A 23,441-nucleotide genomic window follows, 5' to 3' on the forward strand; every position below is an offset into this window, starting at 1 on the left:
CGATCATAGAAACTCATACACGCTTCGATAGGCGCCTTTTTCTTCGAAATAGCGGAGCAGCGCGTCGAAAAAAGGATTTTGAGCCAAGGTACCGCTGTCGCCTATCAGGATCAGTTTTCGTTTGGCTCGGGTCAGGGCGACGTTCATCCGACGGGTGTCGGAGAGAAAACCAATCTCGCCTTTCTCGTTGGATCGGGTCAGGGAAATCAGCATCAGATCCCGCTCCTGCCCCTGAAATCCATCCACAGTATCAATCGTGATCAGGTCGGAGAAGGCTTTCAAATTCGGATAGTCAAAGGTTTCGAAGATCAGATTTCGCAACATCCGCACCTGTGCTCCATACGGAGCGATCAAGCCAATCGACCAGTTTTCTTGTTTGAAACGCGCAATCCCAATTCGTTTGATCGTCTCGTTGAGGTAAGTGCAGGCAAATCTCGCCTCCTCGGGATTGAAGGTACTGAGACTTTCGGCCTCCTGCTGGTCTGTGTAGCCCGAACCTGCCGTGTCGATCCATTCCAGGACCGGCTCGTCAGCCGAAAAAGCGTGGGTTTGGGTGTTTTCAGCCGCCTGCAATTTCCCTTCGTAAAACCATGCATTTGAAAAACCCATGATGTCTGTCGGCATCCTATATTGGACCTGAAGCATCTCGGCAGTCATGGGCTGACGCTCGATTATTTTCTCAAAAAGGGTCACCGAAAGTCCGGCTTTCGCAGCTTCATAGGACTTGATCGTCGGTGGAAGCTGGCAATGATCTCCTGCGAAGACCACCTTTTTTGCCTTCAAGATCGGGATCCAAGTAGCGGCTTCCAGCCCTTGCGCAGCCTCATCGATAAAAACAACGTCGAACAGCATGCCTTTCAGGTTGTAATTGGATGCCCCAACCAGCGTACTGGCAAAAACCTGCGTCTTCTGAAAGATATCCGAGCGGATGTAGTCTTCCAGATGGCCCGCTGCCTCCCGGATTCGGGACACTTCCTGGTACATCAATTTGCGCTGCATGCGCTCCTCGTGCCCAAAGTTTCGCCTGTATTGCTTGGCCAGTTTGAGGTATTCCTCGGTTTCTTTGCGGAGCTTTTTCAGATCCCGATAGCTCTCATGATTGGCTATCTTGGCATCCAAGGTCTGACTGAGGATCTTTTCTTCCACCCGAGCAGGATGCCCCAATCGCAGGGTAGATACGTCGGCATCGACCAACTTCTCCACGAGCAAGTCCACCGCGGCATTGCTGGGTGCGGTGACCAAGATGCTCAAGCCTTTCTCCACCGCTTGCCGGATCGCAGCGATCAAAGTCGTCGTCTTGCCCGTGCCCGGTGGGCCGTGAACGACCGCAAAGTCCTGCGCGGCAGCGATCTTTTGACAGGCTAGGTTTTGGGAAAAGTTGAGATTGGGCAGCTCTATCGGATACTCTTGGTTGAACCGAGGATTCTTCTCTCCCAAAGCGATGTCCCGAAGCTCGGCGAGTCGGGGAGTTTCGCCTGCGATCACTTTCTTGAGTGCAAACTCCATCTCCCGGTAGCTGGCTTCATCAAACAGCAAATCCACGCCCAGTCTGCTATCCTGCATCCAGTCGGGGACTTCATCTGCCTGAAGCGTGACCACCATGGAATTGCGAAAAACCTGATTTACCACGCCATTGACACGGTTTTCGGCGCCTTGATAGCCTTCGTGAGTTGAGAAGAAAGTCACCGATTTTCCCGAAGAAAAGGCCGATGGGCTACTCGCGTCCAATCTCTCCACCTCCACGATCAGCCGCTCGCCCATGCCGATCTTGGTCTTTTTTAGATGAATCGGATGCCAAGTGATGCCTTCCTTCTTCTTTTCGGCGAGGGAAGTGTTGAGAAATTTCCTCTTGTACTGCGCCAAATCCTCCGACCATTCGAGCTTGAGAAGTTTGAGACTTTGCTTGAGTTCTTCGATGATATTCGGCATCAATCCTTACTTTAGGGTACAAACTAAACAAAAACCGGAGGCTTTATTCCGGAAAAAATAAGATGAACTTTTTAGCCCACGCCTATCTGTCTTTTGGTCAGGAAGAAATCCTGGTGGGAAATATGGCAGCTGATTTTGTAAAAGGAAAGGAGTTGCTTCGCTATCAGGGAAACGTAAAGACGGGAATCTTACTGCACCGTGAGATTGACTCTTTTACCGACTCACATCCGCTGGTGCGGGCTGGACAAAGCTACCTCAGACCCAAGTTCCGGCACTACTCAACCGTGATTACTGATATTTTCTTTGATTATTTTTTGGGAAAAAATTGGGCACATTTCTCCTCAGTTCCGTTGGAAATATTTGTAAATCAGACCTATGAAATCCTGGACCGTCACTTGGAGGAACTCCCTGCTAGATTTGGCGAGATGTTTTATTGGATGAAAAGCCAAAACTGGCTGTACCAATATCGCGAGATCTCAGGCATCCAAAAATCACTCAGCGGACTGAGCAGACGGACCGTTTTCGACTCCAAGATGGACGAAGCGCCGGAAGTGCTATTGGAAAAAGAAGCGGAATTTGAGGTAATTTTCTTCGCATTCTTCGCAGAATTGGAGACTTTTGCCCGACAAAAACTCTTCGAACTGCAGCGCATCCATGGTCATCATTAAGCCAAAAGTATCCACTTACATTTCTTTAAGCGTCGTTTTATTGGTCTTGATGACCGGCTTGGTGCTTTTGCTGCGGGACTTTTCCTACAAGGGTTCCTTTGGGCTTTGGTTCTACCTGATCGCCTGTTCGCTGATCACGCTGGTCATCCTGATGCTGCTGGTGAAGATGATGGCTGGCTGGAGATTTATCTCTGCCGGCAAGGAACAGATCACAGTCCGGCTGCCGCTTCGGGGAATGACAAGGACGTACCCTGTCACCGAGATTTTGGCTTGGGAGGAGGAAACCATCTTGGCTAACAAGAGGGAATTCAAGCAAGTGACGATTGCTTTTCAGGACAAAAACTCTATCTCGGTATCCAACCACGAGCACGAATCCTACACCGAATTGGTCAACTACTTGAAGAAAAAAGCGGCCAGGCAGATGATAAAAATGAAAAAAGCCTGATCGCTCAGGCTTTGGATTATTTTCTGGTTCTGAAATTCTTGTCGTAGAGGTCGATACTTTCTCTGATGATTCGCATGGCGTCCTCTTTGCCAAGGAAGTCTTCCACTTTCACTTCCTTGTTTTCCAACTTTTTGTAATCTTCAAAGAAACGGTGAACCTCTTTCATCAAGTGGGGAGGAAGCTCATCGATGTCGTTGATGTAGTTCACCGACTGATCTCCGGCCGCTACAGCGATGATCTTGTCATCTGCTTCTCCGCCGTCTACCATCCGCATCACACCGATGACTTTGGCTGGCACGAGCGTCATAGAAGGGATGTCGATCTGGGAAATAATCAAAATATCGAGCGGGTCATGATCTTCGCAAAATGTCTGCGGGATAAAACCATAGTTTGCCGGATAGTGAACTGCCGAAAACAAAACGCGGTCAAGCATCAACATGCCGGTTTTCTTATCGAGTTCATACTTTCCTTTGGAACCTTTTGGGATTTCAATCACGCCCATTACAAATTCAGGAGCGTTTTTCCCAATGTTGACGTCATGCCAAGGGTTAATCATATCTTTTTATTTTTGATAAAAAATGGCTAAATGCCGGCGCAAAGATACAATCCGAAAGCAAATTCCAGCTTTTAAAATTCCTCTTTATTCAAAGTCGGAAGATTGACGGTCATAGTAGTCCCCACATTCGGTTCCGAATCGAGAATAACTTGTCCGCCCATCTGCTCCACGGCTTCTTTGACCATGTAGAGACCGAGCCCCGTGCCCACATTCTTTTGGGTAGCTCTGGCAAAGAGGTTAAACACTTCCTCCTTATATCGCTCCTCGATGCCGATCCCGTTGTCTTCCACCACGATGACTGCCTTTCCATCCGAAACATCGACGGTAAGGCTAATTCTTTTTTCGCCTTCTTCTTTTTGAAACTGGACGGCATTGCCGAAAAGGTTGTTGAGAATCACCCGGATCTTGGCGTCGTCGGAGTAGAATTCATCGCGCTGGTTGACTTGGACGTCGACATGAAAATGAGTCAAATCAAATTTCTCCCGATAGGCCGCCATTTGATGATCGACTGTCTCCCTAAAGTCGATCTTGGTGATCTTATGATCGATCTTGGTAGAGCGATAGAAGTCCAACATCTTGTAGATGAAATCATCCAGTTTTCCGGTAGCCGAGTCGATCATCTCAAAATACTCCAGCACATTAGGCTCGCTCAGCTCCATCTTGGCCAGCTTGGAAACCCCCGAAATGCTCATCAGCGGGCCTCTGAGCTCATGCGACAAGCTGTAGACGAACTGGTTCATCTCCGAATGCAACTTCTGAAGCTTGAGATTTTTCTCCTTGAGCTCGCGGCGCATGAAGTAAATATCCGCGGCGTTTTTGATGGAGTTTTTGATCTGCTCGATATTCCAGGGCTTATCAATAAAGCGGTAAACCTCCCCCTTGTTGATCGCGTCGATCACGCTGGCAATATCCGAATACCCGGTGAGCAGGATTCGGATCGGGTCGGGATTGATCTTTACCATCTGCTCAAAAAATTCGGTACCCGTCAATCCAGGCATCCGCTGATCAGCAATCACGACGTGTATCTCTTCCTCTTTAGCTATTCGTAGCCCTTCCTCAGCATCAATCGCTGTAAAAATCTTGAAGTCCTTTCGCAAGGTCGCTCTAAAGGACTTGAGGTTATTGTCCTCATCGTCAATATAGAGTACGTGAATTTTATGACTCATACTTTGGGGCATTTTGGTAAATCGGAAGCGAAATAATAAAAGTAGTGCCCTGGCCTTCCTCGGTATTTACTTCCAGAGTTCCCTTGTGGTTTTCAATAATAGAATAAACTATGGAAAGCCCCAAACCTGTACCCCTTCCGACGGCTTTTGTAGTGAAAAAAGGTTCAAAAATCCGCTGTTTCACATGCTCAGGCATGCCCGGCCCGTTGTCTTCGATCTCCACCACGACATGATCCACAAAGGCTCTTGTGCGAATGGTGATTTTGGGATCGGGTATTTTATCCAAGTTGTCAGCCAGCGCATGAACAGCGTTGTTGAGGATATTCATAAACACCTGGTTCATCTTCCCAGCAAGGCACTCTACCATCGGCAATTCAGCAAATTCCCTGATGATTCTGATTTTACCCGGTATGGAGCTATTAAGCAAGATGATCGTGCTATTGATCCCGTCGTGCAGGTCGACCTTTTTAACATCCTGTTCATCCACACGGGAAAAAATCCGAAGTCCTTTGACGATCTCCACAGTCCGCTTGGCCCCGTCATCCATTCCCTTGAGTAGCTGCTCTACTTCCTCCAGCACATACTCCAGCTCCAATTCTTCTTCGAGTTGCTTGGCCTCCTTCTTGGTCTTATCAGAAAATTCCCTTTCGCCCGATTCCCTGTAAAACCCGATCACTTCCATGATGTCCTTGATGTCGCGCTTGAGAGGCGTGATGTTGGAGCTTACAAAGTTGATCGGGTTGTTGATCTCATGCGCGATACCAGCCGTCAATTGACCCAAAGAAGCCATTTTCTCCTGGTTGACGAGTTGGCTCTGGGTATTCTGGAGTGTTCTTAATGTTTGCTCCAGCTCATCTGTCCGGATTCTCACTTTCTCCTCCAGCATGTTGTTTTGTTCCTTGATTAGGAGCTCGTTCTCATGCAGCGCTTTGAGTTTTTCGGCTTGTTCTTCTTCCTTTTCCTTTTTGAGAATGTTGATCTTATCCGCCAAGGCAAATGAAAGCAATACCACCTCCAAAGCCGAACCTAAAGGCATGATATACGCCGTCAGATTGTTGGTTGGAATAAAACCCATTTCGCTGAAAACGAAAAGAAATATACCGATCATAAATATCGACCAGGCCAGAAGATAGTAGCGGGCGGGCCGGTACCCCATCCGGAGCGTAGACCAGGCAACGAAAAGAACATACCAGACCACGACAGACTGGGTGATCAGGATCGACCGGTAGCTAAGAGTAGGCGAAAAAAACAGCGCGTTACTCAGAATGAACGCGTATACCAGATAAATGATATTAAATCCAAAATCCAGTCTCGGGAGGTGCTGTTTGGTAAGTAGAAACAATCTCAAAAACCAAATCCCGACCACGCTTACGAGCGAGGAGAATATGACGATGGATCGGGAGTTCATCCAGTCCCATTCCGGCCAAAGCAAGATCTGGGTAAATCCCAAGATGGAAGCCTGCGCCACCCAAACCAGTGCGGTATGAATGACATATACCAGATAAAGCTTGTCCTTGACAGAGAAATACAAAAACAGGTTATAGAAAAACAGTCCCACAAAGACTCCTGTCAACAGTCCGAAAAGTATATTTTCAAAATCAAGAATGGACTTAAAATCCGAATCCTCGACAAATGAGCCTGTGAAGATTTTCTTGTCTGTGTTTTCAATTTTCAGAAGCAAATAATCGGATTCTTTCTCCAACTCTGTAAGCTGAAAGACGATCTTATGGGATTTGAAATACCTGTTTTCGATCCCGTCGAGCCTTCCGCTGACCAGACTTCTTCCCGCTTTGCCGGCCTTGACCGGAAACAAATACACATAATCCAGAGAAGCTGAATTCAAAGCCAAAAGAGGATTGGAGAATGAACGGAGTTCTTTGGTGTCAATTTTCACCCAGACTACTTGGTCATTGATTCCAAAATTAAACGTCTCGCAATCGTTGTCTAAAAACTGATTGACCTGAGTCAATACATCGTCTATACTCGCTTCTTTTTCAGCCATCAAATAGGAAAAGCATTCAATCTTAGCCGCCCTCTCCTCTGGAAAAATCTGGTTGGAGATAAAAAATCCCAGGCTAAATAACAAAGCAACTATTTTATACATCTTTTCTCCAATCTGGATTTGAAAGTACTAAATCATATTCAACTAAAAACTCTCCTTTCGGTCCAATCTCGGTTTTGGAGCATTGCAAATTATTCCTCATGCCTTGGATGATTTCCCGCTCCACTTCATCGGCCTTCGGCAGATTGTAGGGATCTTTCATCACGATGGAAGTAGCGACCAAGTCAAGCTTAGGGTAAAAAAAAGTGCCTGAATTGCCAATTCCTTCTTCAATCTCAAAACCTTTCTGAAGAGATGGTTTGAGGGTATATTCCGCTACCAAGGCCAGCAGGGAACCCAACTTCAGTTGGCTGACGATCGCAATACCGGCCCGGATCAAAAGAACTGCTCCCACACCGTAGCCGGAGATCGACTTGGAATTCCACAGTCCAGATACCTCTCCTGTCCCTTCGATCGAGTAGTCCTTTACCAATCCGAAGATCTTGTGATCGACCTGCGAAACGGCCATCTCCATAGGCAAGGGATAGTTCGGATGGGCGATGTGAATTCTCAGTCCGCTCACGACCTCTCCAGTATCCTGCAATTCGACGGTGACAACATAGACAAATGGATTAAGAGCCCAATCATTGTTGGAGGAGGTGACTTTAGTGACGCCATATTGCTTTAACACATCGGCATGCCCTTTTACAAATTTCTCACACCGTTCCGGCTCGTCTATTGCCCTAAACGCCTTAAACTTAAACATTGTCAAACAAGAATTAAGGTATCTTCGACTTCGCGACGGATGGCTCTCACGCTCGGCTCACCAGCTTTGTTTAGTCTAAACATAAACAAATCTTGCAATCCATTGTCGTTTTTGAATAAGCGGTCGAATTTTATTTTCAATTTTTTAATTTCATTCTCCTCGCTCTTGGTAAACCCATGGTTGGCCTCAGTAAGTACCTTCTGGAAAATAAACAGCATGGCAGCCACCGGCTGAACACTTATTCCCATCATGTTTGCTTTTATCCAAACCCGTTGAAGCACCTTTCCGCCTTCGAGATAGGTGGCCGGAGAAAACTGTTTCCCCTGCAAAAGCATGATGGCCGACGAGGTGGTCAGGGTATCTTTTGAAATCTTGGTAAGGCCAAAGCCCATCAGAAACTTTCTGAAAAACTTCACCGTTCGCGGATCTTTGAGCAGTCCCATGGCAGCTCTGTCGGTAGCAGACATCTCCAGCGTGGCGATGTCTATTCCATCTTTTGTTTCGATGGCGTCTTTTTCAGTCCATCTCACTTCTTTGATAAAATCCAACAAACCATCCTCGTGGAAAAAACGCATCCGGTCCATACCGCCCACGATCTCCGCGAGCGCTTCGAGATCATCTTTATCTTCGGTGATTTTGATGGTGACTCCATTTTCTTGCGCAAAAGCCGTCAATTCCTTCAATTGGGCTGGCTCAAGCAACTGTCTGCTGAGATTCTTTCTGTTCGTGCATCGAATGGATATCCCATCGGACAGCTCATGATGTGGCACAAGAATCGGGTTCTTCAGTTTTGCCACAAAACGAATAGAGCAGATTAACTCCTCCTCAAATTCACGAATTTGGTTTATGAGCTCAATTTCAATCCCCTCTTTTGCCGCAGCGAGTCTAAGATTCTCCAGCGCTGCACCAAAAGCAATCAAAGAGCCTGTCCCTTTGTAATCGAGCATGGAGTGGCTCCTCGCTTGGTCGTGGAAAAGATGAAGTATTCCCTTTCGGTCAAACACCCAAATCCAGGGTTGGATATTCCCTCCCGATGGAGCCATGTTGGCGGAGGAAAGGATCTTCTTGAGCTCCTCTGGAGAAAGGATATAGCCTGACTGCAAGATATCACCCGGCAGCTGTTCCAAGAGTCGTTTCGAAAACGCCGAAACATTTTGAAAAGTGGGGACAACCACCTCTTCCTGAGGCTGGTCTATCTTAATAATGTCATCAAAATCCACATAAAATCTTCCTGAGGGCACATTGTCCCCCAGAAGCAGCCTACGTCCCACATGTGCTACAGAAGCTCCGCCCAGGAAAACTCCCGAGGCTAATTGTGGCCAGGAGGTGATAGTAGAGCCAATCTCCAAAAGAGAGGCCTTCATCCTGAGCGAAAGTGTCTCCAAACCGGTGATTTTCAAAACTATCGCTACCCGCTCCTTATTGGTGAGATTGGCTAATTCTGCCTTGGTAATGCCATCGAGCATGCCGTGAAAAATCGGCCGATCGGGATGAGAATCGAAGCGCTCTATGTCAAGCATCCCTCTGTCAGAGGTCTCCATGATCACAGGGATGTGCGCTGGCTTGGCACGTTCTCTCAGTAAAACTTTGATATCGAGACTATCGCATTCGTCCACGAGAAGATCGAGCTTCCCGTTGGCGGTCAGAAAATCCTCGATGTTCTCTTCATTGATTCCATCACGGAAAAGAGTCACACGCAAATAGGGATCTATCTCGGCTATCTCTCTCGCCGCGATCACTACTTTCTCAATTCCGAGACTGGTGACTCCAGCCTTTAGCCGATTAAGATTGCTCAGCTCTAGGGTATCGAAGTCTGCAAGCCGCATTTCCCCACAACTTCTCTCCAGAGCCATTGCCAAGGCAATACTTTGGCCCACCGACAAGCCCACGATACCGACTTTTTTTGTCCCAAGCTCGGCTTGCTCTGACGGAGTAATCTTGTAGTTGTTTCGTAGGGTTCTGACTTTGATGAATTCTTCCTCTGGCAGCACATGCACCAGGGTGTTTTTCCATGGGTAAAAAACCCAGTTTCCATAAAAGTCTCTCGCTCTTTCACGAAAAAAATCCTCGACCTTTTGGGCTATCTCTTCCTTCGAAAGTTGGATCTCTGCGTGATCTGCTTTTATTAAATCCGACACCTGACTATCGATCGGATCTATAGTATAAATAAACTCGTTAGATCTCAATTTTTGAATCTCTTCCCAATCATTTAAAACACTTGGATTGAGAATTACAGGTCGGGCTTGATCTGCTTGATCAATCCTGGGGTTGGTGAGCATAATTCGACTTTAGGGGTGATAAAGCTCAGTAAAGTTAATTTTTTCAGACTGAAGTCAACTTAATCTGCTCCTAATTTATATCAAAAAAGAACTAAATTCTACCTAGCTTAGCGCTCAACTAACAGAATTAATCTCCCTAATTTGTTTTCCGTTCGAAAAACAGAATATTTGGAGTGTCAAAAATCACCCCCCTTTTAAGGTACCCTTTGGATGGAAAATCAGCCTGACGAAAAAATTAAAATTCTATACGTAGACGACGAAGAAAATAACCTCCAGGCCTTCAAAGCAACATTCAGGAGGGATTACAAGATTTTTCTGGCGATATCTGCGAAAGAAGGTGAGGAGATTCTTGCCAGGGAGGATATTGACCTGATCATCACCGATCAGAGAATGCCTGAAAAAACAGGAGTGGAATTTTTGGAAAGCATTATCCCCATCCATCCCAAACCGATCCGTCTGCTGCTGACCGGATACACCGACATCCAAGCTGTGATCGACGCGATCAACAAAGGACAGGTGTACCACTACCTTACCAAGCCCTGGGAAGAAGACTATCTGAGGACGGTCATCAAGAATGCCTTTGAGGTCTATGCACTGAGAAGGGAAAACGAGCGACTGACGGCCGCTTTGCTCAAAACCAATGAGCAACTGGAGTTTTTACTCCGTCAAAACCTGCTCTCCTGATCAATAGCGAGCTGCAAGCAGCAGCTGTAACTCCTTGTGGTTCAAGCCAAACTTCCGCGCCAAAAATGCATTGGTCAGGCTTCCCCTGTAGGTGTAAACTCCCCTCAAAAACCACTTGTAGATGAAGATCATCTCCTCGGCCCCTCCCAAATCCGACATCTGAAGGATGATCGGCGTAAAGATATTGCTGAGGGAATAGGAAGCGGTGCGGGCCACTCGGGATGCGATGTTTGGGACGCAATAGTGGATGATGTCGTGCATTTGGTATACGGGATCCGAGTGCGAAGTCATACGTGCCGTCTCAATGCACCCCCCTTGGTCGATCCCCACATCGATGATAATGCTTCCATGGATCATGTTGGCCACCATTTCCTCGGTTACGACGATCTTGTTCCTGCCCTTTTCGGCGCGCAAAGCGCCGATGACCACGTCAGCTTCCGCCAGTGCCTGGCCCAAACTGTAATTGTCAATCGTTGAGGTGTAGATCTGTTGACCGAGCAGCTGCTTGATCCTTCGCAGTTTGTAGATATGGTTATCGAACACCTTAATGTTCGCTCCTAGCCCTATCGCAGTCCTAGCTGCATACTCAGCTACGGTGCCTGCTCCGATGATGACCACCTGCGTGGGCGGTACACCAGTCACGCCACCCAAGATCAATCCCTTTCCCTCGTTGACACTCGACAGATATTCCGAGGCCACCAACATCACGGTGCTACCGGCGATCTCGGACATTGCCCTGACCACTGGCATCCCTCCCACTTTGTCTTCGAGGTATTCAAAGGCCACGGCGGTGATCTTTTTCTCATTCAGCGCCTTGATAAATTCCGCGTCCTGTTTTTCCAGCTGCAAGGCTGAAATCAGACAGCTTCCCGGTGACATATCGGCTATTTCCGCGACTGTCAAGGGGTCGATCTTGAGCACCACGTCTTTCGACAAAACTTCTTTTCTGGAATATACAATCGTCGCTCCTGCGTCAGAGTAATCCTGATCGGTAAACTTTGCACTCAGCCCCGCACCCGACTCCACTACTACCTCAATGTCATTGTTACTCAATAGACCGACCGCTTCTGGAGTCAGCGCGATGCGCTTTTCATCATTTGAAAGCTCTTTGGGAACTCCAACGTGAAGTGGCTTAGCGCCCCTTTTTACCTTCGCGGGGGATTCCTTGGGGATCAATCCCACAGACGTGAGTTCTGTAAATTCAGTCGGCATTTCGGGAATGTTGAATCGTGATGGTTCTTGTATTTGCTGAGTCGGAATGGATTCTGATCAGGAGAAACTCGTCCGGAAGAAACTGAGCGATCTTTTCGGCCCATTCGATCCAGCAATATTCTCCCCCATAAAAATACTCTTCTATTCCGATATCCAAAGCTTCGGTGGGGTCATCCAGTCTATAAAAATCAAAATGGAAAATTTTGGTTCTACCAGCTGCCTCGTATTCATTGACGATGCCGAACGTAGGACTGCTGACCTGATCTATGACCCCCATCTCAGCAGCCAGGGTTTTGATCAAGGTCGTCTTTCCAGCACCCATCTGTCCCTGAAAGACCCAGATCTTCTCCGCCCCAGCTGCCGCAATAATCTGGCGAGCAGCAGAATCAATCTGCTCCAATTGGTATTGAAAGGTGACCAAAATAAATCTAGCGTTTGGAGGTGAGGTGAACCAATGGAATGATCATTTCCTCCAAAGATATACCTCCGTGCTGAAAAGTATCCTTGTAATAGTTGACATAATAATTGTAGTTGTTTGGATAAGCGAAAAAATAGTCCTCTACAGCAAAGACATAGGAAGTAGAAACGTTCAATCTCGGCAGCATCGCGTCTTCCGGTCTTTTGATCTCGAAAACCTTCCCGTGCTCAAAATTCAGATTTTTCCCCTGCTTGTATCGGAGGTTGGTCGTTACGTTTTTGTCCCCGATGATGCGGTAGGGTTTATTCACTTTTTTGGTGCCGTGATCCGTGGTCACGATGACATCGGCGCCTGCGTGTTGGATTCTTTTGAACAGCTCAAAAAGCGAAGAATGTTCAAACCAACTCCGCGTCAACGACCGATAGGCGGACTCATCCGGCGCCAACTCCCGGATCATCTTCATGTCAGTACGGGCATGAGAGACCATATCCACAAAGTTGTAGACCAAGACATTCAGGTCATTTTGGAGAAAGGTGTGGAACTGATCCAAGACCGCCTTGCCTTGATTTGTTTGAAGTATCTTGTTGTAGGTGAATTTATAGTTGAGTCTGTTTTTGGCCAGATTGATCTTGAGCCATTCTTCTTCAAAGTTGTTTTTGCCCTCGTCTGAATCCTCGTCCTCCCATAAATTGGGATGGAGTTTGGCCATTTCCGAGGGCATCAATCCACTGAAGAGCGAGTTTCTGGCAAAGGCCGTAGTCGTAGGCAAGATGCTGAAGTAGGTGTCCTTTTCCTCCACATTGAAATATGGGTTCAACAGATGCTCGAGATCTTCCCATTGATCCAAGCGGAGATTATCTATTACGATCAAAAAGAGCGGTTTTTTGTCTTTCAAAACAGGAAATACTTTCTCCTTCAACACTTGATTGGACATCAGCGGTTTCTGGGTGTTTTTCACATCCATCCAGTCGAGGTAGTTCTCCTTGATGAACCGTGAAAAGGAAGAATTGGCTTCGGCTTTTTGATTTTCCAGCACTTCAAGCATGTTTTTGTTTTCTGTCGAATCAATCTCCAGCTCCCAAAACGTCAGCTTGCGGTACAACTCTGCCCAGTCCTGATGATCTTGGGCATCGCCGAGCGCAAACCCGATCTGCATGAATTCTTGCTGGTAACTTTGAGTCGTTTTGGTGTCGATCAGCTGCTTGTTTTGGAGGAGTTTCTTGACGGAGAGCCAAATCTGACTTGGATTGAGCGGCTTGATCAGGTAGTCGGCAATCTTACCGCCGATCGCGTCATCCATGATGTGTTCCTCTTCACTTTTGGTGATCATCACGACCGGAATCTGCGGCTTGATCTGCTTGATCTGCTGGAGGGTCTCGAGTCCGGTCATTCCCGGCATCATCTCATCCAAAAAAATTACGTCAAAATTTCGTGTCTCCACCACTTCGATGGCGTCTATTCCTGAATTGACCGTAGTGATCTCACAGCCTTTCTGTTCCAAGAAAAGAACGTGCGGCTTGAGCAGGTCGATTTCGTCGTCGGCCCAGAGTATTGTGAATTTTTGAGACATGTTGGTTTCCCTTTCTTTTAAAATTATAATTACTTTTGAGTCAATCAAATGAGCGCTGATTGAAAAGCCAGAAAATACTCAATGATCCCGTTTACGGGTTCATTACCATTCCCAGTGAGTTAATTTTCACAATCATTGACCACCCATTTTTCCAGAGACTACGACGGATCAGGCAGTTGGGCTTGACGGATTTTGTCTATCCAGGAGCCCTTCATACCCGATTTCACCACGCGATCGGAGCCATGCACCTGATGAGCATTACGCTCGACAATCTACGAATTAAAGGCACAGAACTCTCCGATGAGGAATATGAGGCGGCCCTGATCGCTATTTTACTCCATGACATTGGCCACGGGCCATTTTCCCATGCTTTAGAATACAGTCTGCTCATAGGCGTACCCCATGAGGAGCTCTCGCTCCTGACTATAGAACTCCTAAATGACCAATTAGGTGGCAAATTGGGGCTCGCTTTACGAATTTTTAAGAATCAATATGAGCGGAAATTCCTGAATCAACTGGTATCCAGCCAATTGGATATTGACCGCCTGGACTACCTGCAGCGGGATTGCTTCTTTACGGGAGTCTCGGAGGGCACGATCGGCGCAGACCGGATCATCAAGATGATGGATGTCAAAGACGAGCAATTAGTGATCGAAGAAAAAGGAATCTATTCGATCGAAAACTTCCTGAGCGCCCGCCGGCTGATGTATTGGCAAGTATACCTTCACAAGACTACCGTCAGCGCCGAGAAGATGCTCATCAATCTAATCAAGCGAGCAAAGCATCTGGCTCAGGCGGGAATGAAATTGCCGGTGAGCGAGGAATTTGAGTTTTTCCTGAAAAGTGATTTTGGCCTCGAAGATTTCAAAAAAGACCGGAAGATCCTCGAAAACTTTTTGAGCTTAGATGACTTTGACATCTGGGGGGCCATCAAGCTCTGGAAAGGACACGAGGATTACGTCCTCAGGAATATCTCACAGATGTTTTTGACGAGGAATCTCTTCAAAATCAACCTGGTGAATGAGCCATTTTCTCCCGAGGAACTGGAGGACATGAGGTCAAAAACCCAAAAGAAACTGCAGATACCGGAATCCGATATCGACTATTTCTTCTCATCCGGCACGGTGAGTAACTACGGCTACTTAGCCAAGGACAGAATCAACATTCTCACCAAAAAAGGAAAGGTCATGGATGTGGCATTGGCGGCTGACCTACCGAATATCAAAGTCATGAGCAAGATCGTGGAGAAACACTACGTTTGTAAAGCCAAAAACCTAATTTTAACCCTGTAAATCCGCAGCTGTATATGGAATTCACTTTAGGCCAGCTGGCCGCACTTTTAGGAGGAAAAGCAGAAGGCGACGAAAACCAAAAGGTAAACCGACTGGACAAAATCCAGGAGGGAAAACCCGGCGGAATCAGTTTTTTGGCCAATGAAAAATACGAACCCTTTCTCTACGAGACAGAATCTACCGCTGTCATCGTTTCCGAGGGATTCACCGCTAGCAAACCGTTTAAAACGACGCTGATACGCGTCGAGGACGCTTATTTGGGCTTCACCAAGTTGCTGGAAGCCTATTCTCAATTTACCAAAGCTATGCTGGTGGGAGTCGAGGAGCCGAGTTTTATCCACTCGAGCAGCACCATGGGCGAAAATGGCTATCGCGGCGCGTTCTCTTACATTGGCAAAAAAAGCCAGTTGGGAAATAACGTCAAGATCCATCCTCAGGCTTTCATCGGAGACAATGTGAAAATCGGAGACAACTGTATCATACATCCCGGAGCGAAAATATCCTCAAACACCCAGATCGGTAACAATTGCGAAATATTCCCCGGCGCTGTGATCGGCGCAGACGGGTTTGGTTTTGCTCCGCAGCCTGATGGAACTTACAAAGCAATTCCTCAGATCGGTAACGTGATCTTGGAGGACAACGTGAGCATTGGTTCCAATACCACGGTCGACTGTGCAACGATGGGCTCCACGATCATCCGAAAAGGCGCAAAGATCGACAATCAGGTACAGATCGCCCACAACGTGATTATCGGCGAAAACACGGTGATCGCAGCGCAAAGCGGAATTTCAGGCTCCACTGAAATCGGAAAAAACTGCATCATTGCCGGCAAAGCCGGGATTGTAGGACACCTGAAGATCGCAGACAACACAACTATCGGCGCCAATACTGGCATCAGCAAGTCCATCAAAAAGTCCGGGGAAACGCTCCTGGGCTACATGGCGATGGACGTGAAAGATTTTTTGAAATCTTATGCGCTCTTCAAAAATCTGGATACGCTCGAAAAGCGGATCAAAGAACTGGAAAAAAAGGGCTAATTTTGCTGCCCTGAAATTCCGTTAGGAAAATAGAACATGAAATCGAGCGTCGCTAAAAAGTCACTCACCAGGATGATTGTCAACCATGCGAGATTCTTCCAAATCAAGTTCGGGATTGGCTATATGGCCTCTGAAGGGCAAATTATAATCATATGAAAGTAAAACAGCATACCATCAAGAAACAGGTGGAACTTTCCGGAGTAGGCTTACACACCGGAGTCGTTTCCAACATGACTTTTCTGCCTGCACCGCCCAACCACGGCTACAAGTTCCAGCGAATCGATCTCGAAGGTCGACCGACGATAGATGCCGATTGTGATTTGGTGGTAGACGTCTCACGTGGCACTACTTTGGAACAAAACGGAGCCAGAGTATACACGGTGGAGCATGTCTTGGCAGCATTGGTGGGGCTTGAGATTGATAACGTATTGATTCAATTGGACGGACCTGAACCTCCAATCATGGATGGATCTTCTGTGCAGTTTATAGAGGTGTTGGAAGACGCCGGATTCGAAGAACAAAATGCACTTCGGAGATTTTTTGAAGTTCAGGAAAGCATCCAGTACAAGGACTCCGCAAGAGAGGTGGAGATGGTCGCCTTGCCAACCGACAACTATCGGGTGACAGTGATGGTCGATTACAATTCTCCGGTACTTGGAAGCCAACACGCCTCTATCACAGATATCAGTCAGTTCAGAACTGAGATCGCATCCTGCAGAACCTTTTGCTTCCTGCATGAACTGGAGATGCTCTACAACTCCAACCTGATCAAAGGCGGCGATCTGAACAATGCCATTGTAGTGGTTGATCGTGTAGTAGAGGAAAAAGAACTAGCGCACTTGGCTAAAATGTTCAATAAGCAACGCGTCGAAGTCAAGAAAGAAGGCATCCTGAACAATGTCGACCTACGCTATCGAAATGAACCTGCGCGTCACAAACTGTTGGACGTCGTAGGAGATCTGGCTTTGGTAGGCAGACCCTTGAAAGCTCAGATCCTTGCTGCCCGTCCGGGGCACGCAGCAAACGTCGCTTTTGCCAAAAAACTGAAAAGAGCTATGGAGAAAGCCGGTGCGTCACACATTCCGCACTATGATCCCAAGCTTCCTCCGGTGATGGATATCAACCAGATCAGCAACATTTTGCCGCACAGATATCCTTTCCAACTGATCGACAAAATCATCTACTTAGACGAAACTGTTGTGGCTGGCGTGAAAAACGTAACCATGAACGAGCCTTTTTTCATGGGACACTTTCCCGGAAACCCAGTGATGCCAGGAGTACTGCAAGTGGAAGCGATGGCTCAGACCGGCGGCATCTTGGTGTTGAGTACAGTAGAAGATCCCGAAAACTACTGGACTTATTTCCTTGGAATCGAGAACTGTAAATTCAGAAAGATGGTTTTGCCTGGTGACACGCTGGTTTTCAAGTGTGAACTTTTGGCGCCTATCCGTAGAGGCATCGCAAAAATGAGAGGAGAGGCATACGTCGGAAACACCCTTGTCTGTGAAGCTGTAATGACCGCCAGCATAACCCGAAAAGAATCATGATCAGCCCCATGTCCCATGTCGACCCTAAGACCCAGCTTGGGAGCAACGTTCAGGTAGATCCGTTCACCATGATCCACGGAGACGTGACCATTGGTGACAATACCTGGATAGGATCGAATGTCACCATCTACCCCGGCGCCCGTATCGGCAAAAACTGCAGGATTTTTCCCGGCGCAGTCATAGCGGGCGTGCCGCAGGATCTGAAGTTCCAAGGCGAAGACTCCACCGTAACTATCGGTGACAATACCACGATACGAGAATGCGTCACGATCAGCCGGGGAACGGTCGACAAACAGACCACCGCCATCGGCAGCAATTGCCTCCTGATGGCGTATGTCCACGTAGCGCACGACTGTGTGATCGGAAGTAATGTCATCATCGCTAACTCTGTCCAGATTGCCGGCCACGTATCGATTGACGATTGGGCAATCATCGGCGGATCAAGTGCTGTTCACCAGTTTGTCAAGGTCGGAATGCATGCGATGGTTTCCGGAGGATCTTTGGTGAGAAAGGACGTTCCGCCATTTACCAAAGCGGCCCGCGAGCCCCTTTCTTACGCAGGTGTAAACTCGCTGGGATTGAGAAGACGAGGATTTTCCAGCGAAACGATTTCCCATATTCAGGAAGTTTATCGATACCTCTTCCTCAACAGCTTGAACAACAGCCGTGCCTTGGAAGAAATCGAAATCAACCTCCCCGCTACCAAAGAGCGCGACGAAATCCTCAATTTCATCCGTTCGTCCGAACGTGGTGTGATGAAAGGCTACATCAACTGATATGCTGAAAGTCCAGTTGGAAAAAGCGTCCAAACGCTTTCAGTACGAATGGATTTTTAAAAATCTCAACCTCCAACTCTCGCAGGGAGATTCACTGGCGATCACTGGAGGCAACGGCTCCGGAAAGTCCACTTTGCTAAAGTGTCTTTCCGGGGCCGTTCCCATTACATCCGGCAGAATTATCTTCGAAGTAGACGATAAGGAAATCCCCGAATCTGACCGGTATAAATCCCTGTCTATCTCGGCTCCTTATCTGGAGCTTCCCGAAGAATTCAGCCTTCTCGAACTCATCGACTTTCACTTCAAGTTCAAACGCCCGATCAATCAGATACAACCCCGGGAACTGATCGAACTGCTCTACCTCGACCAACATATCACGAAGCCTGTTTCACAGTTTTCTTCGGGAATGAAACAAAGGTTAAAATTGGGATTAGCGCTTTTTTCCGATGTTCCGCTGATTTTGCTGGATGAACCCACCTCCAATCTGGACAAAAAAGGAATCGCCTGGTACGCTGACCTGATCAAAAATCACCAAAACAACAGAACCCTAGTCGTCTGCTCCAACGAACCCCGAGAATACGAGTTTTGTGAGCAAAGACTTGCCTTGGAGGATTTCAAGTAAAAAAATACACTTTGATCATTCAGCTATTACTTTAATTTTACAGTGTTCTAATTGAATTTTTATGAAATTGAATCTGTGGAAAGCAACTGTATTGGCCATAGTCGTAGTGGGACTTCAAGCATGTGGCGACGATCCAGCCCCCACACCACCGAAATCACCCGAGCAAGTCGCAACTGAGGCTCTGACCGGAAGCGCCACTCAGGCTTGGACGGTTTCCGGAGGAGGAAAAGTAACCAAAGGAGACCTCGATGTAACCAATCTTTACTCGACTTTTGACCTGGTTCTCACTTCGGTTCCCTCCAAAACCTATACTTCTGCAAATAGCAATGAGCTCTTCGATGCCAATGGAAGCTGGTCATTTTCAGGATCTAACTTTGATAAAATCACCCTGACCGGCACCAAGCCAGCAGCCGGACGGGAGATTTCCTTTACACAGTCTGGAAGTAATCTGAAGCTGATGTTTTCGATTCCCGCTCCGGGAGCGAGGATCAACGGGCAATTGGCCGTGGCAGGAGATTATGTGTTTGATCTGATCAAAAAGTAAACTGAATCTCGCATCCAAAAGGGGAGTCAAACGGCTCCCCTTTTTTATTTTCCGACGGGAGGGAGTGCTTTTTTCATCAATCTCAATCGATAGGAGTTCATCGCAAACTCACCCAGATGTTCGGTCAGCTTGTAGTTGGCCACCGCACCGACCGGAGCGCCGATGATAGGCACGAGCTGCAACAGCTTCGCCAAGTCGATGTAATCCCTGTAATCGAGCTGAAAAGTCTTCCAATCAAACTGATCGAAGTCCTTTGGAAGGTCATTTTTGAAGGAATCCCAGTTTTCGATCAGTCCAACCAGGTCATTCCGTCGAGTCTGGCTGGAAAAGCTCAGCTGGAAGACATACACCAGAAATAAGCGCTCCTGATAGTCCTTCGTATCGACGCCATAGAGCGCTGCGATATCAAATAGCATCTTCATCTTGATTGTAAGAAAAGCCGGGAAATCCGCCAAACCCAACAAAATTCCGCCCGCCCCTGTCACGGCTCCTTCGGCAGACGCGGTATTTCGATACCACTTGATCCGCTTCCGGACCTTATCTTCTCTGTCTTTCAGCGTGATCGGCTCCTTCACTTTGGGCACGATCCACCCAGAGCCGGTCAGTACCGCTTTTACCATGTTCTCAATGGCTACGGTGATGGCTTTGTGTACTTTCTCGGGAATGATCGAGTTGATCTTACCCTGAACGCCATGCGTCATCCGCCCAAAAATCCCCGGAGGCTTTTTCAATTTGAGGAGCCAAACCAGCAGCTCCGCATTTACAATTTGTTGGTAGTTATCCATTGGCTGTTTTCAACTGTTTTAAACTCCAATTCCCCGCTCAAGTTTCATTTTGGCGATATCCTGCGGGACTACGCGAAAGTTATCCGATTTTTCTACCTACATAAAAATAAGAAAACCGCCCTTGTGGAGCGGTTTTCAGGATTATCCGAATTCAATTTCTTATTTGTAAAGACTGTTGAAAAGCATCTTGAATGTGCCGTGTGATTGACCTCTGAAAGTGATCTCCGGGCCATAAGCGTAAAACTTGCCCTTACCCACCTGCGCTTCAAACGCCGTCACGCCATTTTTTAAATACTGCTGACCCCAAGCCCAGCCGCTTTTCAAAGGTGGCTCAGTTCCAAACCAAGCCAAAGGCTTGATCCCATTCAAGCCCGCTTCCGGCGCCAGTTTGAAAACAGGGCTGTTGTTAAACAAGACATTTGCAGTCTCCCCCATGCCATAGTTAGCAGGAGAAGTCGTGTCCACGTGCATCTCTAAGATACTGCCCGGGATGTAGTATTTATCCCCAGTCAATGATTTCTCCTTGCCGTCCACGATCTCGACCAACGCATTGGAAACGGGGAGCTTCAACTGGTAAGCGAGCGCAGTGGCGGGACCGACAGCGACAATTTCGCCTCCATTTTCAAGGAATGATTTCAGCTGAGGAATCGATTTATCGACAGACATCCTTCCTGTCATGTGGTGGTATTCGGCCGGGATATCTTCATTTTTCGCAGAAGAGCCTCCGCCATATCCCCCACCTCCGGGGATTCCAGGTCCGATGAACAAGATCACGTCGTATTTTTCATTCAGGTCCCCGCCATCGATCTCCTGTGGGAAAATCAAACTGTACTCGAAATGAAACTGCTCCATCATCCATCTCACCCATCCTGATGGCATCGATCCGCCATAGTAGTCATACAGGGCAACTCGGGACGGTTTGATCTCTTTGGCGCCGGAGGGTGTTCCCGACACGGAAGAAACCTTCACTCCATACTTTCCGGCTGCTTCTGCCAAAGCTTTCTTGCCGGCAGACGGCACGTAGAAGGAACCCGCCGGGGATCCGTTGGCGGCAGCGACAGTTCTATAGACTTTCACTTTTGCTTTCAGCAGGTCATTGACTGCCAAAAATGAGTCATTGACTCTGGCGTCCAGCAGGTAGCCCGATCCGGCAGGAAGAGTTGTCGGATCGGGGGACAAGATCTGCCCGTACGCAACGCGCTCAAATGGCCCGTCTAATCCCTCCATCACCCGGTCAAACTCAACACCCATCTGGAATGCGAGCGTCCAACCTGCCGCATCATAAGGCCTCACGGGAGGGCCACCTGGATACATGAAGTCATTTGGGTGATCCTGTGGCTCAAACATATCCAGCACATGCGGTCGGAACGCCTGTGCTGTCTTCACCACATACGATCCTTTAGGATACGTTTTCCCGTTAACAGTAAACGATGCCGTCGTTTTTTCGACCAAGACACCGGACTTGATCAATGCGTTTAGAAACTTGATAGCAGTAGAAAAATCCGCCTGATCGGCAGAAAGAATGTACCCTCGCGGATCTCTTCTAGCCGGATCTTTATATACTGAATCATAAAACTGTAGCGGCAGTCCTGCTCTGAAGCCAAAGCTCGCCATCTCAGGGTCATCAGAATCCTTTTTTTTCTGCGAAGCATCAAACTCATCCTGGACAGCTTGGGCGTACTTCGGATACTTCGTCCAGGTGTCTTTATTTCCTTTTTCTATGGAGCTTTTGCCCATCAGATAGAAGTTGTACAGCAACTCATCCCCATGTCTTACGGCATGGTTAAGGATAGCGTAATTCAGCGAAACAGAATAGTCGATGGACGTTCTAAATAGCCACGGACCGGGAGTCACTGGATAGGGTGTGCCGTTGTTTGGAATCAAGCGATCTGGCACCAGCGGGATTGAAAAAGGCGATGGATCACCCACAATCTCGGTCAAGATCCCGATCATGTTGTGATAGTAAGGAGTCGTCCTTAGGCCTCCGTTCCACCAAGTGGAGAATACGGAGCCATCGAGTCTCGTGTAGCCTGGCTTGTCCTCGACATGAAGTCTGTTGATCATCGCCGCGCCCACCGCATCCAAGCTGGTGATGATCAGTGGATCAAAGACGTGGTTAAACGGATCTCTATAAGGAGGCCCAGCAACTACGGTCCCAGACGGTCCGCTTTGGTGGTGGTTGTAGACTATCTGGGGCAGCCACTCGACGTACTGCTGGAGAGAGATGTTGGTGGACTCCTTCATGTTGTTCATGTAGAAGTCGCGATTGTTGTCGTGCCCCACATACTTTTGATACAGGACGGGGATATTCTTGTTTCGCTTTGTCTGATCCTCATTCATCATGTACCAGTCGGACATGATCTCCATCCCGTCAGGGTTGACATGAACAAGAAGTAGGATCACCTCATCGAGGATCTTCAGCGTCTCTTCGTCATCTCTGGAGGCAAGGGTGTAGAGCGTCTCGATCAGCTGCTGGGCACCGACCACTTCACTGGCATGAAGTCCCCCGTCAATCCAAACCACAGGTTTCCCTTCCTTGGATAATGCTCTGGCTTCCTCTTGAGTGATTTCCGCTCGGCCGAGTTTCTGGGAGATTTCCTTGTATCTCTCCAGCTGCGCAAAGTTCTCGGGAGCAGTAATGACCAGCATCGGCTGCTCCTTACCAAACTCGGTCTGACCGATACTTGTGTACATCACCCGATCCGAGGCAGCATCGACTTTTTTGAAATAGGCCTCGGTCTGGGAGAAATTGGCGAGCATGTACGGGTCGCCGATGTCAAATCCAAAATGGGATTTGGGAGTAGGGATGGTCTGGGAAAATGCCAAAAGCGGCAAGATCCCAAACAGGAAAATTAGTGTTAAAACTCGTTTCATAAGGTAGGGGTTAATACTTGGTATTGGTAAAAATACCCCATATCCCGACTAATGGGTCAAAAAAGCTCCCAGCTTTCAAAAAATTACAGGATCGGTCATATCCCATGAAAAGCCCCGGTATTGACCACACCTTCATTACATTCTTTTTCAAAATATTACTGACTATTATTTGCATCAAAAGCCGCATCTCTAGCCCATCTGTCAAAAATCCTTACTTTTGCTCTAGGTTC

The 23,441-nt window shown here is 47.7% G+C and carries 20 protein-coding genes; 9 read left to right on the forward strand and 11 right to left on the reverse strand.

All coding sequences use genetic code 11. The features are described 5' to 3' along the window. Positions 1-3: 3 nt before the first annotated feature. Entirely contained in the window at positions 4-1,929 is a 1,926-nt protein-coding gene (locus G459_RS0116000; RefSeq protein ID WP_026968543.1) for an AAA domain-containing protein, read from the reverse strand. Between the two features lie 62 nt (positions 1,930-1,991). Here G459_RS0116000 and G459_RS0116005 point away from each other — a divergent pair, with 62 nt between their 5' ends. Together G459_RS0116005 and G459_RS0116010 are read left to right on the forward strand one after the other, a co-directional pair. Beyond that, positions 1,992-2,597: an acyl carrier protein phosphodiesterase gene (locus G459_RS0116005; RefSeq protein ID WP_026968544.1), complete on the forward strand. Its 606-nt coding sequence runs from the start codon at positions 1,992-1,994 to the stop codon at positions 2,595-2,597. After that, complete coding sequence (locus G459_RS0116010) at positions 2,584-3,042, forward strand: hypothetical protein (RefSeq protein ID WP_026968545.1); 459 nt, start codon at positions 2,584-2,586, stop codon at positions 3,040-3,042. Before G459_RS0116005 ends, G459_RS0116010 begins: the two co-directional genes overlap by 14 nt. Before the next feature lie 16 nt (positions 3,043-3,058). On the opposite strand, the gene G459_RS0116015 is transcribed toward G459_RS0116010, so the two are convergent. The 5 genes from G459_RS0116015 to G459_RS29480 form a co-directional block, all read right to left on the reverse strand. Beyond that, positions 3,059-3,598: an inorganic diphosphatase gene (locus G459_RS0116015; protein ID WP_026968546.1), complete on the reverse strand. Its 540-nt coding sequence runs from the start codon at positions 3,596-3,598 to the stop codon at positions 3,059-3,061. A 71-nt stretch (positions 3,599-3,669) separates the two neighbouring features. Continuing rightward, the gene (locus tag G459_RS0116020) at positions 3,670-4,764 is read right to left on the reverse strand and encodes a hybrid sensor histidine kinase/response regulator (protein ID WP_026968547.1); all 1,095 of its coding nucleotides are present in this window, start codon (positions 4,762-4,764) and stop codon (positions 3,670-3,672) included. Continuing rightward, positions 4,754-6,868 (reverse strand): sensor histidine kinase, encoded by a 2,115-nt coding sequence (locus G459_RS0116025; protein WP_035456185.1) that lies wholly within the window; start codon positions 6,866-6,868, stop codon positions 4,754-4,756. The genes G459_RS0116020 and G459_RS0116025 overlap by 11 nt, the downstream gene beginning before the upstream one ends. After that, a complete protein-coding gene (locus G459_RS0116030) occupies positions 6,861-7,571 on the reverse strand; it encodes a hypothetical protein (RefSeq protein WP_026968549.1) in 711 nt (236 codons plus the stop codon). The genes G459_RS0116025 and G459_RS0116030 overlap by 8 nt, the downstream gene beginning before the upstream one ends. Before the next feature lie 2 nt (positions 7,572-7,573). Then, complete coding sequence (locus tag G459_RS29480) at positions 7,574-9,850, reverse strand: Rv1355c family protein (RefSeq protein WP_084454540.1); 2,277 nt, start codon at positions 9,848-9,850, stop codon at positions 7,574-7,576. A gap of 210 nt (positions 9,851-10,060) precedes the next feature. Here G459_RS29480 and G459_RS0116040 point away from each other — a divergent pair, with 210 nt between their 5' ends. After that, a complete protein-coding gene (locus G459_RS0116040; protein ID WP_026968550.1) occupies positions 10,061-10,534 on the forward strand; it encodes a response regulator in 474 nt (157 codons plus the stop codon). Here the strand turns inward: G459_RS0116040 and G459_RS0116045 are convergent, their stop codons facing one another. Genes G459_RS0116045 through porX form a run of 3 tightly spaced genes read right to left on the reverse strand, consistent with a single transcriptional unit; the run spans position 10,535 to position 13,734 of the window. Continuing rightward, on the reverse strand, positions 10,535-11,746 hold the full coding sequence (locus G459_RS0116045) for an alanine dehydrogenase (RefSeq protein ID WP_026968551.1): 1,212 nt from the start codon (positions 11,744-11,746) through the stop codon (positions 10,535-10,537). Continuing rightward, entirely contained in the window at positions 11,736-12,167 is a 432-nt protein-coding gene (gene tsaE, locus G459_RS0116050) for a tRNA (adenosine(37)-N6)-threonylcarbamoyltransferase complex ATPase subunit type 1 TsaE (protein WP_245588193.1), read from the reverse strand. Before tsaE ends, G459_RS0116045 begins: the two co-directional genes overlap by 11 nt. A 7-nt stretch (positions 12,168-12,174) precedes the next feature. Next, the gene (gene porX / locus G459_RS0116055) at positions 12,175-13,734 is read right to left on the reverse strand and encodes a T9SS response regulator signal transducer PorX (RefSeq protein WP_035456188.1); all 1,560 of its coding nucleotides are present in this window, start codon (positions 13,732-13,734) and stop codon (positions 12,175-12,177) included. A gap of 59 nt (positions 13,735-13,793) precedes the next feature. On the opposite strand from porX, the gene G459_RS0116060 reads away from it, so the two are divergent. From G459_RS0116060 to G459_RS0116090, 6 genes are all read left to right on the forward strand, one after another. After that, entirely contained in the window at positions 13,794-15,026 is a 1,233-nt protein-coding gene (locus G459_RS0116060) for an HD domain-containing protein (RefSeq protein ID WP_026968554.1), read from the forward strand. A 14-nt stretch (positions 15,027-15,040) separates the two neighbouring features. Next, entirely contained in the window at positions 15,041-16,063 is a 1,023-nt protein-coding gene (gene lpxD / locus G459_RS0116065; RefSeq protein ID WP_026968555.1) for a UDP-3-O-(3-hydroxymyristoyl)glucosamine N-acyltransferase, read from the forward strand. A 152-nt stretch (positions 16,064-16,215) separates the two neighbouring features. After that, positions 16,216-17,610: a bifunctional UDP-3-O-[3-hydroxymyristoyl] N-acetylglucosamine deacetylase/3-hydroxyacyl-ACP dehydratase gene (locus G459_RS0116075; protein WP_026968556.1), complete on the forward strand. Its 1,395-nt coding sequence runs from the start codon at positions 16,216-16,218 to the stop codon at positions 17,608-17,610. Continuing rightward, entirely contained in the window at positions 17,607-18,386 is a 780-nt protein-coding gene (gene lpxA / locus G459_RS0116080) for an acyl-ACP--UDP-N-acetylglucosamine O-acyltransferase (protein WP_026968557.1), read from the forward strand. Before G459_RS0116075 ends, lpxA begins: the two co-directional genes overlap by 4 nt. Position 18,387: 1 nt before the next feature. Further along, the gene (locus tag G459_RS0116085; RefSeq protein ID WP_026968558.1) at positions 18,388-19,008 is read left to right on the forward strand and encodes an ABC transporter ATP-binding protein; all 621 of its coding nucleotides are present in this window, start codon (positions 18,388-18,390) and stop codon (positions 19,006-19,008) included. A 61-nt stretch (positions 19,009-19,069) separates the two neighbouring features. Continuing rightward, entirely contained in the window at positions 19,070-19,552 is a 483-nt protein-coding gene (locus G459_RS0116090) for a hypothetical protein (RefSeq protein WP_026968559.1), read from the forward strand. A 44-nt stretch (positions 19,553-19,596) separates the two neighbouring features. Here the strand turns inward: G459_RS0116090 and G459_RS0116095 are convergent, their stop codons facing one another. Then, positions 19,597-20,337 carry an EcsC family protein gene (locus tag G459_RS0116095; protein WP_026968560.1) on the reverse strand — a complete coding sequence of 247 codons (741 nt, stop codon included), beginning with the start codon at positions 20,335-20,337 and terminating at the stop codon, positions 19,597-19,599. 159 nt (positions 20,338-20,496) lie between these two features. Beyond that, on the reverse strand, positions 20,497-23,211 hold the full coding sequence (locus G459_RS0116100) for a M14 family metallopeptidase (protein WP_035456192.1): 2,715 nt from the start codon (positions 23,209-23,211) through the stop codon (positions 20,497-20,499). Between the last annotated feature and the right edge of the window lie 230 nt (positions 23,212-23,441).

Source organism: Algoriphagus terrigena DSM 22685 (assembly GCF_000429445.1).
Classification (GTDB): domain Bacteria; phylum Bacteroidota; class Bacteroidia; order Cytophagales; family Cyclobacteriaceae; genus Algoriphagus; species Algoriphagus terrigena.

Coding starts and splice junctions, on each gene's coding strand:
- G459_RS0116000 (WP_026968543.1), bottom strand. CDS start 1,929: ATGCCGAATATCATCGAAGAACTCAAGCAAAGTCTCAAACTTCTCAAG.
- G459_RS0116005 (WP_026968544.1), top strand. CDS start 1,992: ATGAACTTTTTAGCCCACGCCTATCTGTCTTTTGGTCAGGAAGAAATC.
- G459_RS0116010 (WP_026968545.1), top strand. CDS start 2,584: ATGGTCATCATTAAGCCAAAAGTATCCACTTACATTTCTTTAAGCGTC.
- G459_RS0116015 (WP_026968546.1), bottom strand. CDS start 3,598: ATGATTAACCCTTGGCATGACGTCAACATTGGGAAAAACGCTCCTGAA.
- G459_RS0116020 (WP_026968547.1), bottom strand. CDS start 4,764: ATGAGTCATAAAATTCACGTACTCTATATTGACGATGAGGACAATAAC.
- G459_RS0116025 (WP_035456185.1), bottom strand. CDS start 6,868: ATGTATAAAATAGTTGCTTTGTTATTTAGCCTGGGATTTTTTATCTCC.
- G459_RS0116030 (WP_026968549.1), bottom strand. CDS start 7,571: ATGTTTAAGTTTAAGGCGTTTAGGGCAATAGACGAGCCGGAACGGTGT.
- G459_RS29480 (WP_084454540.1), bottom strand. CDS start 9,850: ATGCTCACCAACCCCAGGATTGATCAAGCAGATCAAGCCCGACCTGTA.
- G459_RS0116040 (WP_026968550.1), top strand. CDS start 10,061: ATGGAAAATCAGCCTGACGAAAAAATTAAAATTCTATACGTAGACGAC.
- G459_RS0116045 (WP_026968551.1), bottom strand. CDS start 11,746: ATGCCGACTGAATTTACAGAACTCACGTCTGTGGGATTGATCCCCAAG.
- porX (WP_035456188.1), bottom strand. CDS start 13,734: ATGTCTCAAAAATTCACAATACTCTGGGCCGACGACGAAATCGACCTG.
- lpxD (WP_026968555.1), top strand. CDS start 15,041: ATGGAATTCACTTTAGGCCAGCTGGCCGCACTTTTAGGAGGAAAAGCA.
- G459_RS0116075 (WP_026968556.1), top strand. CDS start 16,216: ATGAAAGTAAAACAGCATACCATCAAGAAACAGGTGGAACTTTCCGGA.
- lpxA (WP_026968557.1), top strand. CDS start 17,607: ATGATCAGCCCCATGTCCCATGTCGACCCTAAGACCCAGCTTGGGAGC.
- G459_RS0116085 (WP_026968558.1), top strand. CDS start 18,388: ATGCTGAAAGTCCAGTTGGAAAAAGCGTCCAAACGCTTTCAGTACGAA.
- G459_RS0116090 (WP_026968559.1), top strand. CDS start 19,070: ATGAAATTGAATCTGTGGAAAGCAACTGTATTGGCCATAGTCGTAGTG.
- G459_RS0116095 (WP_026968560.1), bottom strand. CDS start 20,337: ATGGATAACTACCAACAAATTGTAAATGCGGAGCTGCTGGTTTGGCTC.
- G459_RS0116100 (WP_035456192.1), bottom strand. CDS start 23,211: ATGAAACGAGTTTTAACACTAATTTTCCTGTTTGGGATCTTGCCGCTT.